At 64.1% G+C, this 15,967-nt stretch carries 14 protein-coding genes and 1 tRNA gene; 2 read left to right on the top strand and 13 right to left on the bottom strand.

The features are described from left to right. The 13 genes from HV786_RS01785 to HV786_RS01725 all read right to left on the bottom strand — a co-directional run. Positions 1-600 (bottom strand): toxin VasX (locus tag HV786_RS01785; protein ID WP_217472102.1); only part of this gene is annotated, 600 nt, incomplete at its 3' end. After that, positions 597-1,502, bottom strand: coding sequence for a DUF4123 domain-containing protein (locus HV786_RS01780; RefSeq protein WP_128828953.1), 906 nt, complete (start codon positions 1,500-1,502; stop codon positions 597-599). The genes HV786_RS01780 and HV786_RS01785, both read right to left, overlap by 4 nt. Continuing rightward, a complete protein-coding gene (locus HV786_RS01775) occupies positions 1,499-3,607 on the bottom strand; it encodes a type VI secretion system Vgr family protein (RefSeq protein ID WP_128828954.1) in 2,109 nt (702 codons plus the stop codon). The genes HV786_RS01780 and HV786_RS01775 overlap by 4 nt, the downstream gene beginning before the upstream one ends. Before the next feature lie 286 nt (positions 3,608-3,893). Beyond that, a complete protein-coding gene (ychF, locus tag HV786_RS01770) occupies positions 3,894-4,985 on the bottom strand; it encodes a redox-regulated ATPase YchF (protein WP_128828955.1) in 1,092 nt (363 codons plus the stop codon). 177 nt (positions 4,986-5,162) lie between these two features. Then, a complete protein-coding gene (locus tag HV786_RS01765) occupies positions 5,163-5,933 on the bottom strand; it encodes a CPBP family glutamic-type intramembrane protease (RefSeq protein ID WP_175209817.1) in 771 nt (256 codons plus the stop codon). After that, complete coding sequence (gene pth / locus HV786_RS01760) at positions 5,933-6,529, bottom strand: aminoacyl-tRNA hydrolase (protein ID WP_128828956.1); 597 nt, start codon at positions 6,527-6,529, stop codon at positions 5,933-5,935. Before pth ends, HV786_RS01765 begins: the two co-directional genes overlap by 1 nt. 99 nt (positions 6,530-6,628) lie before the next feature. After that, positions 6,629-7,240 carry a 50S ribosomal protein L25/general stress protein Ctc gene (locus HV786_RS01755; protein WP_056325375.1) on the bottom strand — a complete coding sequence of 204 codons (612 nt, stop codon included), beginning with the start codon at positions 7,238-7,240 and terminating at the stop codon, positions 6,629-6,631. A gap of 149 nt (positions 7,241-7,389) precedes the next feature. Continuing rightward, positions 7,390-8,340, bottom strand: coding sequence for a ribose-phosphate pyrophosphokinase (locus HV786_RS01750; protein WP_056325372.1), 951 nt, complete (start codon positions 8,338-8,340; stop codon positions 7,390-7,392). Positions 8,341-8,514: 174 nt separating this feature from the next. Beyond that, positions 8,515-8,591: transfer RNA gene (locus tag HV786_RS01745), tRNA-Gln, on the bottom strand. Position 8,592: 1 nt separating this feature from the next. Next, positions 8,593-9,549 carry a 4-(cytidine 5'-diphospho)-2-C-methyl-D-erythritol kinase gene (gene ispE, locus HV786_RS01740; protein WP_128828957.1) on the bottom strand — a complete coding sequence of 319 codons (957 nt, stop codon included), beginning with the start codon at positions 9,547-9,549 and terminating at the stop codon, positions 8,593-8,595. A gap of 129 nt (positions 9,550-9,678) precedes the next feature. Beyond that, a complete protein-coding gene (locus tag HV786_RS01735; RefSeq protein ID WP_062840011.1) occupies positions 9,679-11,277 on the bottom strand; it encodes a methyl-accepting chemotaxis protein in 1,599 nt (532 codons plus the stop codon). Positions 11,278-11,510: 233 nt separating this feature from the next. Further along, on the bottom strand, positions 11,511-12,113 hold the full coding sequence (lolB, locus tag HV786_RS01730) for a lipoprotein insertase outer membrane protein LolB (RefSeq protein ID WP_128828958.1): 603 nt from the start codon (positions 12,111-12,113) through the stop codon (positions 11,511-11,513). Continuing rightward, on the bottom strand, positions 12,110-13,996 hold the full coding sequence (locus tag HV786_RS01725) for a tetratricopeptide repeat protein (RefSeq protein ID WP_128828959.1): 1,887 nt from the start codon (positions 13,994-13,996) through the stop codon (positions 12,110-12,112). Before HV786_RS01725 ends, lolB begins: the two co-directional genes overlap by 4 nt. Between HV786_RS01725 and mutM the strand changes: the two genes are divergently transcribed. Beyond that, positions 13,995-14,822, top strand: a complete 828-nt coding sequence (gene mutM, locus HV786_RS01720; protein ID WP_062840008.1) for a bifunctional DNA-formamidopyrimidine glycosylase/DNA-(apurinic or apyrimidinic site) lyase — start codon at positions 13,995-13,997, stop codon at positions 14,820-14,822. The genes HV786_RS01725 and mutM overlap by 2 nt on opposite strands. A gap of 140 nt (positions 14,823-14,962) precedes the next feature. After that, positions 14,963-15,916 carry an MBL fold metallo-hydrolase gene (locus HV786_RS01715; RefSeq protein WP_056325358.1) on the top strand — a complete coding sequence of 318 codons (954 nt, stop codon included), beginning with the start codon at positions 14,963-14,965 and terminating at the stop codon, positions 15,914-15,916. The last annotated feature ends 51 nt before the right edge of the window (positions 15,917-15,967 follow it).

Raw genomic sequence — 15,967 nt, 5'->3', positions numbered from 1 at the left:
AGACATGTCGAGCACGTCGGGAGCAAACGAGCAGCTGCTGGCGATTTCCTTGATGTCGAATGCCTGCAGCTTGTTGCGCAACGAATCGGTATCGCGCAACTTGTCGAGCATCCGCCCGGTAAGGACGTCCGGAGTGAACAGCAGGCGCGCTTCCTGGATGTCTTCCGGGGCCTTGAACAGAATGGTCCAGCCGCCATATCCGAGCAGCCGGCGCGGTTCGGGCGCGTACTGCAAATCTGGCGAGTAAGGCCAGAATGGGGCGAACACCCCTGTCCCTGTCGCTCGCCATGCGCTTTCGCAATTCCATTTTCCGAAGCGCTTGATGAACGCGTACAGGTAACCCTGGCGCATGGCGCGCACGGCGTAGCGGACGCCTTTGGCTTGCAACGCGGGCAACCCCAGGCCGAGATTGCGAGGCAGTTCCGGCGCCAGCGCGGCAAGCGTTTCCGGATCTTCGCTGGTCACCACGGCATAGCGCAGCGGAAGAATGGCAACTTCGGACTTGCAGTCGACGCACGGGCTGGGCGCCTCGTCCCGTCGAGTACTGCGCGCGACATCGACTGCCTGCGATAGCAACTCTTCCAATGAAACCTGGTTCATGACTGCACGTCCTTAACGCTTGCCCGCGCCAGAGCGGCGAGTGATTCGTTCAACGTCTCGGCACCCGTCACGGCGCGATCCAACGCGTTCTGCCATCGACGGTCCTGCACGCGTTGACTCCAGGAACGATTCATACCGACGATCACGTAGGTCGTAAGATCTTCGTGGCGCGTCAGCCCTGACCGGCGTCCAGCGTTGAGTTGCGCCTCGACCTGAGCAAGCCTGACGCCGCCACAAGCGCTATCGAAAACGTGAGGCAATTGCGCTTCCAGGGTGTGCAGCAGGCGGTGAGGGAGGGGGTCGGATTCCAACACTTGCCACAGAGCGGTGTTCAGGTGCAGCGGCTGCGCAGGCGACGAGCCATCGCTTCGACCTCTGCCACGGATCCGGCGCCACAACGAGGACGCTTGCGTCGCGTCCTGGAACCACCAGGACAGGACCGGCCCAAAGAACCGGGACACCCATTCGCGGTCGGCATGCGCATACAGAAGCGGCGTGATTGCCGGATCGTAGTAGCGCAGCAAATACTGCTGATTCGACTCGCCGATGGCGTAAGTTGCTCCGCTAAAGTGCAACGCAAGCTCCTGCGGCGGAACAACGCTGGAGATCCAGGAATTCACGTACGCGGCGCAGCGGGCTCCGACTTTCGCCAGCACGGCTTCATACTGCGCTGGCCCAAATCCGTTTGCGCCAATAAGCATCGGGCCCAGCGGCTTCAGTGCATCCAACTGCGGATCAATGAGTAATGGATGAGCATCACCGGCGATATGCTCGGCGATTTCTTGCCGCTGGTCTTCCGGCACAAATGCCATGTCGATCAATGCCATGAGGTGGCACGACCGTGAACCCTCGCCGTCATGGATCTCTTGGTTCAGCGCCCTGATCAAGTCATTGGAGATCATGCGCCCATCCTCATCAATGCCTTGCGTTCCCGGGCGGCCTTCAACCAACAACTGACGCAAATCGGCTCACCCTGTTCGGGCGCGCTTGCCAATGAGAGGAAGGCGCCACCCCCGTTTGCTTGCTGGCTTATGGGAGCTTTGAGATGTATTGCCACGCCGCTGAGCGTGATGCCAGACCGGTTGATATGCAACGACCCGCCCGGCCCCTCCAGCACAATTTCATCCTCCACCTGAACCTTGTAGACCTTGGTCAGGTTCCGGATTTCCTGGCCCGCCTGCAGATGCGCGTGCCCTTCGATGCGCTGCTCCAGGTGCCCTCCGATTTCCGTCCAATGATTCGCGGCGGTCTTGTCGCGCCGGTGGTTGCCAACCTCCTCGATGCGGTCTTTGACGATAGAGATGGTGTGGTCACGTCCCACGGCAAGCAAGGCGTCCCGGCCGATGTCATGGCGCCGGTCGCGCGCGACGGTGACCCGCTCGTCGTTGCCGATGGTTTCCGTGCGGTCGTGGCCGATGACGATGGCTTCATCGTTCTCGACCCGCTCCCTGCGGTCGTGTCCGACAAACGTACTCTCGTCGTTGTTGACGTGGATATTCTGGTCCTTCTGCGCATGGAGGTAGATCTCCTCTCGTCCCGCCTCATCCTCGAAGCGCATTTCATTGAAACCGTCTCCCTTGTGGGTCTGGCTCTTGATGGTCATGCGCGTTTTGTGCGCCGGAAGATCGTACGGCGGCAACTGGTGTGCGTTGTAGCTCCTTCCCGTGATGACCGGCTGATCCGGATCGCCATCGAAGTTGCTGACGATGACCTCCTGCCCGATGCGGGGGATGGCGATGTGGCCCCACAGGGCGCCGGCCACGTTCTGCGACACGCGTATCCAGCAGGAACTGTGTTCGTCCAGCTTGCCTTCCCTGTCCCAGGGAAACTGCACTTTCACGCGTCCGTAGTTGTCGCAGTAGATCTCCTCGCCCGGCGGCCCCACCACTGTCGCTTGTTGAGGGCCATCGATGCGCGGCTTGGGCAGCGGTTCCGCGCGCCACTCGACATCGTCGGGTACCAGAGTGGCGGTGCAGTGGTAGTGAGTGCCTTGCTCGGCGTCTGCGCTGTCTTCAGCCTGGCTTGTGTACTGCTTGCCGTGGTGCGCCAGGCGGATCGGCCGCCAACCGCGATTCATGTCCTCGCGCGGGTGGCCCACGAGGTCGAAGGAAACGCCTGGCGTCAGTCGCGCATCATCGCCTTGGGCGACCGCCATGCAAGCCCCGCCCCGCAGGCCGCGCAGGCGGTCTCGGGTGAACTGCACCCCCGAGATGTTCTTGTAGCGCCCCGGGTAGTCGTAACGTTCATAGTCGAGCGACTGGTGTGCCCCTTTTTCTACTGCTCGTTCGGTGTGTTGGTCGTAGCGCGGGTTCTTGAAGTCGTAATCACGCTGGGCATGACGCGCCGTGCGTACCTGTTCCGTGTACAGAAAACTGTGAAGCGCGGGCGTTGGGCGGTCTCCGCCGGGCATGGGGTTGTATTCGACGGGCGGGCCGTCGGCTCTGCCGAATACCCATAGACGGTCACAGTGGATCAGGCGGTGGCCATCAGCGGTGTGCATGAAACCGTAGAAAAATCCTTCTTCGCGCATGATGCGTTCGACAAAGGTGTAATCGCTGTCGCCTGCCTGGACGCAATACTCCCGCGGAAGATGGGATTCGGTGCTCCATTGCTCGTAAGCTTGCGTGATGCGGTGTTTGCCGAGGACGGCTTTGGCAATGTCGGGAACAGCAAGCGCCTGGAATATGCGCCAGTCTGAAGCTAGTTTCAGACGCGCCAGGCGAGGTTCCACCGTGGCGCGATAGCGCGTCCGCCTAAAGCCGGTGTCACCTTGCTGAAACGAAGACACCAGCCCATGGACAAGCCTGACGGCACGTCCGCCCGCCCAGATCGTGAACAAGGCGGGCTGGTCCAGTATCCCGCCAAAGTCGACTTCGGCACTCGCGCAGCTCAGGTCCACCTCGAGCAGAAAGGTCTCGGACAGCGCTTCAACTAGACGAAACTCGATGACATCGAACTCGTCGGCACCAGCAGTAAACGTAAAACGCAGATCAGATTGGACGGGCACGGGGCGCTCCTGCGGCTACGGCTCGCACCAACCACTTGGGTGCAGACCGAGATGGGTTCTAAGTCCACGGCACAGGGGCCGGAAGTGGACATAACACACCGTCAGGATCGTGCCCGTCGCGTCGACAGGCGTATATAGGAAGCTTCTTATTTGCGACCTGATCGAGCCGCGGAAAAAAAATGAGCCCACGAAGTGGGCTCATTGATGGCGCAAGTTGGCACGCGTTGCATCGCGCGCCCCAGCATGCTTGGCTACCGCCGAAGCCTGTCCAGGTCTCGCGGGTAAATCACACGTTAAACAAGAAATTCATCACATCGCCATCCTGCACGATGTATTCCTTGCCTTCCGCGCGCATCTTCCCCGCTTCCTTGGCGCCCTGCTCGCCCTTGTACGTGATGTAGTCCTCGTACGAGATCGTTTGCGCGCGGATGAAGCCGCGTTCGAAGTCGGTGTGGATGACGCCGGCGGCCTGGGGCGCGGTGGCGCCGATGGGCACGGTCCAGGCGCGCACTTCCTTCACGCCGGCGGTGAAGTAGGTTTGCAGGCCCAGCAGCTTGAAGGCGGCGCGGATCAGGCGGTTCAGGCCCGGTTCTTCCATGCCCATGTCCTTCAGGAAGGCTTCGCGGTCGGCGTCGTCGAGGTCGACGATTTCGGATTCGATGGCGGCGCAAATGGCGACGACGGGCGCGTTGCGGGCGGCGGCGAATTCGGTCAGGCGGTCGAGCAGCGGGTTGTTGGTGAAGCCGTCGTCAGCGACGTTGCCCACGTACATCGCGCGCTTGGCGGTGATGAAGCAGAGCTGGGCGATGTCGGCCTTTTCTTCGGTCGTCAGGTCCAGCGAGCGGATGGGCTTGGCTTCGTTGAGCTGGGCGACGCACTTTTCCAGCACGGCCACGAGGCGTTGCGATTCCTTGTCGCCCGAACGCGCGGTCTTCTGGTGGCGTTGCAGCGCCTTTTCGGCGGTCTGCAGGTCGGCCAGGGCCAGTTCGGTTTCGATGACTTCGATGTCGGCGATCGGGTCGACCTTGCCGGCGACGTGGATCACGTTGGGATCTTCGAAGCAGCGCACGACGTTGACGATGGCGTCGGTTTCGCGGATGTGCGAGAGGAACTGGTTGCCCAGGCCTTCGCCCTTGCTCGCGCCGGCGACCAGGCCCGCGATGTCGACGAATTCGACGGTGGCGGACAGGATGCGTTCGGGCTTGACGATTTCGGCCAGCTTCTGCAGGCGCGGATCCGGCACTTCGACGACGCCGACGTTGGGCTCGATGGTGCAGAACGGATAGTTCTCGGCGGCGATGCCGGCGCGGGTCAGAGCGTTGAAGAGTGTCGATTTGCCAACGTTGGGCAGGCCGACGATGCCGCATTGCAGAGCCATGGGAATCCTGTGTAAGTACGGTATTGAGCGTTAACGGCGTAGTTTACCCCGGCGGGGTGAAACGACGCCCTCCTGGCGGACGTGATGCGGCCCCGAGGACGCCGCCGGCGAAACGCAGCCGACATGGCTACCGGGCATGCGCCCTTGCCTTCAGACCGCGCGCCCCGGCCCGAAGCCTTAACCGGCCACGGCCGGCGCGTAGCGCATGACCAGCCAGATCATCAGGATGGGGCCGGCGTTGAACACGGAATGCAGCAGGATCGCGGCTCCGATGCCGCGGCGCACGCGCATCCAGCCCAGCACGAGGCCGGTCAGCCATTGCGGCAGCACCAGCAGCGGCAGCAGCCAGTACGGCGTCTTGTTGTAGACAAAGTTGGTCAGATGCACCGCGGCAAACGTCAGCGCGACCAGATGGAACACGACGCCGAAGTGCTGCAGGTAATACCTGCGCCAGTTGGTGTCCCAGCCTTTGAGCGGCTCAGGACGTGCGCGCAGCCCCCACACCGCCAGCAAAATGAACGCGGCCAGCAGCAGCCCCGTCCAGAGCTTGGGCCCCCACAGCACGACCGGCACCAGCGCAGGTATCAACCACAGGGCCTGGCGCGGCCGGCGAAGTCCGTAGCGGAACAGCATTTCCTCGACCAGCGGCGCCCACAGCACCGCGGTGAGCCAGGGAATGTTGTGCGGATCGAGACGATGCGTCACGCCGCCCAGCCCTGCGGCGGCCACGGCCACGGGGCCCAGCGCGAAGAGGTTGATCACCCACAGCACGGCGGCCCAGGCCAGAAGTCGCCCCGGCCCGATGCCCGGCCACCAGTCGGCGGCGAGCCCGCTGCCGCAGGCGCGACGCGGCAGCCGCGCCACCGGGTGCGGATGGCGGATGAAGCGCCAGAAGTCGGCGATCTCGCTGCGAAAGCGCAGCTTCCGGGTGGGCTGGCCTTGGCTCATCAGGACTCGTTGCCGCTATGCAGCTGGCGTGTGGCCAACGCGAAGTCGCCCGACAGCATGGCGGGCACGACGGCGCGGCAGCGGTCGATGACGGCTTCGATTTCCTTTTGTTCCTCGCGGCGGGGGGGGTGCAGCACGAAGTCGGCGACCTGTTGGGCCAGGCCCAGCGTGCGCGGATGGCCGATGCCGATCCGAAGGCGCCAGAAGTTGGGGCTGCCCAGCGCGGCCTGGATGTCCTTCAGGCCGTTGTGGCCGGCGTGGCCGCCGCCCTGCTTGAGCTTGACCTGTCCGGGCATGAGGTCCAGTTCGTCGTGCAGCACCAGCACTTCTTCCGGCGTCAGCTTGTAAAAGCGGGCCAGCGCGCCGACCGCCTGGCCGGAACGGTTCATGTAGGTGTTGGGCTTGAGCAGCAGGATGTTGTCCGCGTCCTGGCGTGACTTGGCCACCATGCCGAAAAAAGACTTCTCGAGCGCAAAAGAAGTGCGCAGATCGTCCGCCAGATGGTCGGCCAGCCAGAAGCCGGCGTTGTGCCGGGTGGTTTCGTAGTCGGGACCTGGATTACCCAGTCCCACGATGAGGCGTATGGGAGTAGACATGATGGGGGTGTTTAAACCAAAAAACCCTGCGCATGCAAATGCACACGCAGGGTTTCGGGCGTAAGCCGCGGGAAAGCCGCAAGGGCTTTCCGGCAGGACTTAGGCGGCCGGAGCAGCTTCTTCGGCTTCGTCGGCAGCGGCAGCGCCACCCTTGGTGACCGCGGCGGCCAGCAGGGGGTTGTCTTCACCGCCGTGGGGGACGTAGGTCACGCCCATGGGCAGCTTGATGTCGGCCAGGTGGATCGAACCGCCGGCCAGCACGTCAGCCAGGTTCACTTCGATGAACTGGGGCAGCGCCGACGGCAGGCAGGTGATTTCCAGTTCGGTCGTCACGTGGCTGATGATCGCACCGCTCAGCTTCACGGCCGGCGAGATTTCAGCGTTCACGAAGTGCAGCGGCACCTTGGTGCGCAGGGCTTGGTTGGCGTCGACGCGCTGGAAGTCCACGTGCAGGACTTGCGGCTTGTAGGCGTGCCATTGAACCGAACGCAGCAGAACTTGCTCATCCTTGGCGCCTTCGAGCTGCATTTGCAGGATCGATGCGTGGAATTCTTCCTTGCGCAGCGCGTGGTAGATCTCGTTGTGGTCGAGTTCGATGTTCAGGGGGGCAGCCGTACCACCATAAACAATGGCGGGAACGCGGCCCGCGCGGCGCAGGCGGCGGCTCGCACTCGAACCCTGGACGCTACGCGCAGTGGCAGTAAATTTCATGGATAACTCCGAAACAATAAAGGTGAAGAGACTTCACCGGTTGAAATCACGGCGCGCAAAGGGCGCGCCGTGCTTGTTTGCACCTTGCCGCGACCAGCAAGGCGCAAATAACTGGAAATTCGGGCTGTGATCCGATCGACGCGAACGCGTCAATCGACAAACAGCGAGCTGACCGATTCGGCGTTGGAAATACGCAGGATGGTCTCGCCCAGCAGCGCGGCGCACGACAGCTGGCGGATCTTGCTGCTGGCCTGGCCTTGCTCGGAGAGCGGAATGGTGTCGGTGACGACGAGTTCGTCGAGTTCCGACGCTTCGATGCGGTCGATGGCGCCGCCCGACAGCACGGGGTGCGTGCAATAGGCGTAAACGGCGCCGGCGCCGCGGTCTTTCAGGGCCTGGGCCGCCTTGCACAGCGTGCCGGCGGTGTCGACCATGTCGTCCATGATGATGCAGGTGCGGCCGTCGACTTCACCGATGATGTTCATCACTTCCGACACGTTGGCGCGCGGACGGCGCTTGTCGATGATGGCCAGATCGGCTTCGAGCTGCTTGGCCAGCGCGCGTGCGCGAACCACGCCGCCGATGTCCGGAGACACCACGACCAGGTTCGAGAAATTGCGGCGCCAGATGTCGCCCAGCAGGATCGGACCGGCGTAGATGTTGTCCACGGGAATGTCGAAGAAACCCTGGATCTGGTCGGCGTGCAGGTCCATGGTCAGGACGCGGTCAACGCCAGCGACCTGCAGCATGTTGGCCACGACCTTGGCCGAGATGGCCACACGCGCCGAACGCGGACGGCGGTCCTGGCGGGCATAGCCGAAGTAGGGAATCGCGGCGGTGATGCGGCCGGCCGACGCGCGGCGCAGGGCATCGACCATCACCATGATTTCCATCAGGTTGTCGTTGGTGGGCGCACAGGTGGGCTGCAGGACGAAGACGTCCTTGCCGCGCACGTTCTCGTTGATCTCGACCATCACCTCGCCGTCCGAAAAACGACCGACGGTCATCTTTCCCAGGGACATATCGAGGTGGTTGACTACGTCCACGGCCAGCCGAGTGTTGGCGGTGCCCGTGAAAATCATGAAGCTATCGTTTGCCATGATGGATGATGCGATGGTCGTTTGAGACACTAACGAGTGATGCGGGGTGGTACCTGCGGGTGAGACCTAGTGCAGCACAATCAACTTGCACCAGCGAATCCGGAAAATAAAAAAGCTGCTGAACCCGGGCCAGTGTCTTACAGGCGTGTTCAACAGCTTTTTTATGTATTCGGTTGGCTGGGGAGGAAGGATTCGAACCTTCGCATGCCGGAATCAAAATCCGGTGCCTTAACCAGCTTGGCGACTCCCCAACTATCTTGCAATCCAATTCCGCAACGGATGTTCAGCTAATCCAGTACATGCCTGCACTAACCGAAACCGTGGATGCGTTTGGCTGAATGTTTTATCAGCGCCGCGCATTATAGCGGTTATTTCTTGTTCTGCCAAAACGGCCTGCGATGTTTCGGAAAATTCGGCGAATAAACATGCGCCTGATCCCGACATGCGAACAGGGAAACCCCGCTCAGCAAGCCACCGCGATGCCCCAAGTACTTCAGGATAAAGACGGTAGACCACCGGCTCCAAATCATTTCTTCCGTAAAGCGCGCATCCTTTGGCAAATTCACCGCTGGCAAATTTACCGCTGGATTCGCTAGGCAAAAATGTTTGCGAAGCAAGAAAGTCCGCTATTGTGATGTAAGAAGAATTCCTTGTCAAATCGGGTGCGGAAAAAATGCCAACGGTCGGCACGCTGGCATCCGGTTGCGCCACCAGATAGGCGCGTTCGGGCAGGGTCACAGCCGTGAGATCTTCGCCAATTCCCTGCGCGAATGCCGACTGGCCGAAGACGAAGACGGGCACGTCCGCGCCCAGCGGCAGCGCCAGCGCCATGAGCTCGCGGCGCGTCAGCCCCGTGTTCCACAGCTTGTTCAATGCGATCAGAACTGATGCCGCATCGCTGGACCCGCCGCCCAATCCGCCGCCTTGCGGGATGCGTTTTTCAAGGCTGATCTGCGCGCCCTGGCGCGTGCCCGTGGCCTTTTGCAGCGCGCGCGCGGCGCGCACGGTGAGGTCCTCATCTTCCGGGACACCCGGCAGGTCAGTGGCGCGGCTGATGACGCCATCGGCGCGCACCTCGAAGTGCAGCGTGTCGCACAGATCGATGAAGCGGAACACCGTCTGAAGCAGGTGGTAGCCGTCGGCGCGGCGGCCCACGACGTGCAGAAAGAGATTCAGCTTGGCGGGAGCGGGAACGTCGTAGAGAGTCACGAAAGACAACCGGTGCGAAAGGATTCCGTCATTCTAGCGAGACGGGCCGGCGCGCCAGGAAAACTGGCGGGCCGGCCCGTGCGCCCAACGCGTGCGGACACGCACTGATGGCGGAACTGCGAGGTGACGTTACGCGAGTTGCGGCGTCATGCTGGCGCCCAGCCTGGCGGCGGGCGCGTCGATGACCTGACCGTCGGGCAGCTTGAAGACCGACACGGCGCCGGCCAGCTGGCGAGCCTGCTCTTCCAGCGCGCCGGCCGCGGCGGCCGCCTCTTCGACGAGCGCGGCGTTTTGCTGCGTCACGCTATCCATCTGCGACACGGCGCGGTTGACCTGGTCGATGCCGGTGGCCTGCTCTTCGGAAGCGGCCGAGATCTCGGCCATCAAGCTGGTCACGCGCTGCACGGACTCGACGATCTCGCGCATCGTGGCGCCTGCGTTTTCAACCTGCTCCGAACCCACGCCGACCTTCTGCGCGGAGTCCTCGATGAGCTGCTTGATTTCCTTGGCGGCCGCGGCGCTGCGTTGCGCCAGCGTGCGCACTTCGCTGGCAACGACGGCAAAGCCCTTGCCCTGCTCGCCCGCGCGTGCGGCTTCCACCGCCGCGTTGAGCGCCAGGATGTTGGTCTGGAATGCAATGCCGTCGATCACGCCCACGATGTCGGCGATGCGCGACGAGCTGCCCGAAATGGCGCGCATCGTTTCGACCACGCTGGAGACAGCTTGCCCGCCGCGCTGCGCGACGGCCTCGGAGGCGGCGACCATGCGGTTGGCTTCACGCGCGGTGTCGGCGTTCTGCTTCACGGTGGTGGCCAGCTCTTCCATGCTGGCCGCGGTTTCCTCGAGGGAGGCGGCCTGCTCTTCGGTGCGGCTGGAAAGATCGGTGTTGCCCGAGGAGATCTCGCGCGCGCCGACGTTGATTTCGTCGACGCCGCGGCGCACTGCCGACACGGTGCGCACCAGGCTGTCCTGCATGCCCTTGAGCGCGCTGAGCAGCGCGCCGATTTCGTTCTTGCCGAAGTCGGCGACGCGGCGCGTCAGGTCGCCTTCGGCGATGCGACGAAAGACCTCGCCGGCCTCGACCAGCGGACGCACGATCATGCGGCGGATCAGCACGTGTGCACCCACGGCCACCAGCAGGCCCAGCGCAAGAATACCGGCGAGCAGCCCGGTGAAGAGCGAGTTGAACATGGAGATTTCGTCCATGACCGCCTGGCCGGTTGCCTCGGCGCGCTGGATGAACGCATCGCGCTCACTCACCAGGCGCTCTTGCACCGACTGCGTGCCTTGCTTGAAGTAGGCCTCCATGTCGCCCGCTTCAAGGACGCGGCCCACGTTTTGCAGGTTGGTGCTGAGCTTGGTGTAGGCGTCGATGATGGCGGCCGATTCCGCTTTTTCCTCGGCGGTCAGGCCGCTGGAAAAGCCCTGGAAGGCCCGGTCGGCCGACACGATGCGCTGGCGCGCCGCGACGAGCGAGGTCTTGTCGTCGGTGTTGCCTTGCGCGACGCGGGTGGCGTAGCGGCTGAGGTCGGTGCGCGCCGCGACCAGCGACAGCGAAGCGGCGTTCACCGCGTTGACCTGCTGCTGCGACAGGCGATAGAGCTGCGCGACATCCTGGTTGGTCTGGCGCAGGGCGGCAAAGCCCATTGCGCCGATCACCAGCTGGAAGGTGAAAAAGATCGCGATGATTCCCAATAGCACCGTCGCGATGCGGGTGTTCCTGAACATGGCCATTCTCCAAAAGGGTGGGCGGCAGACTCGCGTCGACCCCGATTGCTGCTGCGCGTAAGTACCTCGCGCTAAGGCAGGGAGAATTATTCAGTCAAGGCAATATATTTCAAGCGGTAACACGCCCCGATTTGCGGCGCTTATTCGCTTGATTGGAAATCCGGGGGTGTGATAAGGGTTAACCCGTATTCGATGACGCTGGATGCACCGTGCGGCCGTGAAGCCGCACGGGATCAGGATTGATTGACGACCAGCCGAACGAGGATCCGGCGGCCCGGCTCCAGACGCTCCAGCACGAGAAGCTGGGGCCCTTTTTCGTCGTAGCGGGAGAGATTGGCGCGCCAGCCGCCCTGCTCGAAGGCGATGGGGCGGCCCAATTCGTCGCGCTTGACGTCAGAGGCCTGCGGATCTGCCGCCAGCTTGCCGCGCAGCCAGTCGCGCAAGCCCGACACGGGCATGCTGCTGCCCAGGGCGTCCTCGGCGAGCGCATCGGGGTTGTCGGCGACCAGGCGGGTGCCGTCCGCCTTGGTGAGGCTGGCGGCGCCGGGACGGCCTTCCACGCGGGCTTCGGTCGACCCCAACGGGTTGGTCAGGTCCAGCACATAGCGGCGCCCATCGTCGGACCACGAGAAGCCGCCCTGCACTGCATTCTGTTTGCCGCCTTCTTCGTTGACGGTGATGGCAAAGCGGCCAATGCGCGAGAACGCGTCGTCGCTGGCCCCTTCGATGGGTTTGGGCAAGGACGTGCAGGCGGCAAGCGTGAAGGCAAGCAGCGCCAGCGCCACCCAGCGCAAGCCGGACGCCGCGCCGCGAAATCCTGCAAAGACTGCCGTCACAGGTTGACCCCCAGACGCTTCACGACGTCCTGGACCGTCTTGTTCTTGGGATCCTTCTGCAAGGCGGCGCGCAGCAGGTCCGTGGCCTGATCGCGCTTGCCCTGCGCCCAAAGCACCTCGGCCAGATGGGCCGCGATGTCGGCTTCGGGACGCACACTGTAGGCCCGGCGCAGATAGTCCGCCGCCGCAATGGTGTCGCCCATGCGGAACTTGACCCAGCCCATGCTATCGAGGATGAACGGATCGTTGGGCGAGAGTTCCAGCGCCTGCGTGATGAGATCGAGGGCTTCGGGCAGGCGTTGGTTGTGGTCGGCCAGCGTGTAGCCCAGCGCGTTGTACGCGTGGGCATGGTCCGGATCCAGCGCGATGACCTGACGCAGCATGCGCTCCAGGTCTGCCAGACGGTTCTGGCGTTCGTACAGCATCGCCAGTTCGTATTTGATCTCGACCGTGTCCGGCAGCGCCTGGTCCGCGGCTTCCAGGGCAGCGACCGCCTGACCGATGCGGTCGGCATCGCGCAGGATCTGCGCCTTGGTCAGCGAGCCCAGGGCGCGTTCTTCTTCGTCCTGCGGGCCGGCCGAGTCGATCATGGCCAGCGCGTCGTCCACGCGGCCGCTCTTGGCGCGCAGCGCGGCCTGGCGCATGCGCACGGAATAGCGCAGCGTGGGATCGTCGATACGGCCGAGTTCGGCGATGGCTTCGTCGTAGCGGCCCTGGTCTTCGGCGATGCGCGCGAGCAGCACGTGCGCATCGGCGGCAGCCGCCCCGGCGTCGGTGGCGCCGGGCACCGTGGCCCGCTGGCGCTGGTTCTGAACGTCCAGATACTGCTGCAGCAGGGTCTTGGCCTGCGCGAGTTGTCCGGACTTGTAGGCCAGCTGGGCCTGCATGAAGAGCAGGTCGAAATCCTCGGGCGAGCGGCGCGACATGGCCTGAAGCTCGGCCAGGGCGGCGTCGTAGTCGCCGCTGTCGGCCAACTGGCCGGCCAGCATCAGGCGGACCTTGCGCGCGCCGGGATTGCGGTTGATGAAGGCGCGGGCCTCGGTCTGAGCGCGCTTGGGATCGACCTTGGAGCCGTACTCCAGCACGCGCTGGGCGGCGCCTTCGGATTTGGGGTCGGCGGCCAGCGCGGCGCGCGATTCCTGGGCGGCGCGCTCGTAGTCGCCGGCGGCGGAAGCCACGTCGGCCAGCGCGAGGTGCGCGGCAGGCAGCTTGCGCACGCTGTCGCTCAGGGATTCGTCCAGGATGCGCAGCGCAAGGCGGCGGTCGTTCAGGCGGCTGAGCACGGCAAGCGCCTGGCCGATGGCGGCCGGCTTGTCGCGCGAGGAATCGATGCGTTTGCGCAGCGCTTGGGCCAGGCCCTTGGTCTGGCCATTGGCGGCGGCCAGCGCCAGTTCGGTGGAGCTGGCTTCGATGTCGTTGGGGGCCAGACGGGCCCAGACGCGGGCGGCATCCAGCGCCCCGGGCAGATTGCCCCCGGCAAGCTGGAACTCGAGGCCGCGGCGGGCAAGGCGGGGATCGCCAGTGTCGCGGGCCAGACCGACCATGGTGGTGGCGGCCGTGCCGTACATACCGCGCTGGGCGGCGATCTCGGAAGCCAGTACGCGGTAGAAGATATCGCCGGTCAGCGACACATAAGGCAGTTGACCTGGGCGCAGGCGGATGACTTCGGTTTCAGGCTGGCGGCTTTGGGGAGCCATCCGTGGACCCGTCGCGTCACGCGTCCGGCCGTCGGCGGCCTGGGCCGGCGGGGCCATGATTGCTGCCAGCGCAAGCCCCAACGCGGCGATCCCGATATTCATTTGTTTAAAAGACGACTTCACGCGGCCCGTCCGGTTGATGGCACAATCTTCGTACACGCAATTGATGATCTTACACTGGCTCATGCCGGAACTGCCTGAAGTCGAAACCACGCGCCGAGGAATCGACGCCATCATCACCGGCCAGACGCTGTCGCGACTGGTCGTTCACGAACCCCGCATGCGTTGGCCCATCCCGCCGGAACTACCGTCCCTGATCGGCGGACGCACCGTGCTGGAATGCGCGCGGCGCGGCAAGTATCTGCTCCTGCGCTTCGAACATGGCACCCAGATCGTGCATCTGGGCATGTCGGGCTCCCTGCGCAGCGTGGCGCCCGGTGAATTCCTGCGCAAGCACGATCATGTCGAATGGATCTTCGACGGCGCCGTCCTGCGCCTGCACGATCCGCGCCGATTCGGCGCCGTGCTGTGGCACGACGACGCTGATGGCCCCCTCGAAGCCCACCCGCTGCTGGCCAAGCTGGGCATCGAGCCCTTCGACCCGCGCTTTGACGGCGCCTGGCTGCACCGGCACTTCAAGAACCACGGCGCCGCGGTCAAGCAGGTGCTGCTGGCCGGCATGGCGGTCGTGGGGGTGGGCAACATCTATGCGTCGGAAAGCCTCTTTCGCGCGCGCATCAACCCGAAGACCCCGGCCAACAAGCTGTCACTGGCCCGCTGCGAGCGCCTGGCCGACATGGTGCGGGCCACGCTGGCCGACGCCCTCACCTCCGGCGGCAGCACCCTGCGCGACTACGTGGGCGCCAGCGGCGAACCGGGCGCCTACTTCGAGATCCACGCGGCCGTGTACGAGCGCGAAGGGCTGCCCTGCCGGGTCTGCGGCACGCCGATCCGCCGCTTTGTCCAGGGGCAGCGCGCCACCTACTACTGCCCAAAATGCCAACGGAACTGATCGGCGACGTGACGACGCGCCTGGCGAAATCGCCGTTACAACTCGGGAATTCGTTTATAGCAAACGTATTGCACGAAAACTAACGCGGGACTATATTTCCTTCCACACACCCTATTCCTAGAAAAGTGGAAGGAGCCTCCATGAGCAAGCAATTCGCCTCGCACGCGGACATGGACGACAAGGTCGTCTCGTTCGAAAAGCTGTCCGACAACGCCTATGCCTACACGGCCGAAGGCGACCCCAACACGGGCGTGATCATCGGCGACGAGGCCGTCATGGTGATCGACACCCAAGCCACGCCGGTGATGGCCGAGGACGTGATCCGCCGCATCCGCGAAGTGACGGACAAGCCCATCAAGTACATCCTGCTGTCGCACTATCACGCCGTGCGCGTGTTTGGCGCCTCGGCCTACAACGCCCAGGAAATCCTGGCCAGCCGCGACACCTACGACCTGATCGCCGAACGCGGCGAGCAGGACAAGGCCAGCGAGATCGGCCGGTTCCCGCGCCTGTTCCGCAACGCCGAGTCGATTCCGCCGGGCCTGGTCTGGCCGACCATGACGTTCAAGGGCGAAATGACGGTCAACCTGGGCAACCTGGAAGTCAAGCTGCTGCAGGTCGGCCGCGGCCACACCAAGGGCGACACCATTGCCTGGCTGCCCGAACAGAAGATCCTGTTCGCCGGCGACCTGGTCGAATACCAGTCCACGCCCTACTGCGGCGACGCCTACTTCCGCGATTGGCCCACCACGCTGGACGCGCTGGCGGGCTTTGAAGCCGAAAAGATGGTGCCGGGCCGCGGCCCCGCCCTCAAGAACGCCACCGAAGTGCGCCAGGGCCTGGCCGGCACGCGCGCCTTCCTGACGGACCTGTACGGCGCCGTGAACCGCGGCGTGGCCGAAGGCAAGGACCTGAAGACGATCTACCGCGAGGTCTACGACTTCATGAAGCCGCGCTACAGCGACTGGGTGATCTTCGACCACTGCATGCCGTTCGACGTGTCCCGCGCCTACGACGAAGCCACGGGCTACACGCACCCGCGCATCTGGACCGACAAGCGCGACCTGGAAATGTGGGCGCAGCTGGAAGGCTGATCCCCCAACCCTGCCTCGACAAGCAAGAACCGGACACGCGCGACCCCTTGC

The organism is Achromobacter mucicolens (assembly GCF_902859725.1).
Classification (GTDB): Bacteria; Pseudomonadota; Gammaproteobacteria; order Burkholderiales; family Burkholderiaceae_B; genus Achromobacter; species Achromobacter mucicolens.
This window is presented reverse-complemented; position numbering and strand designations above follow the sequence as displayed.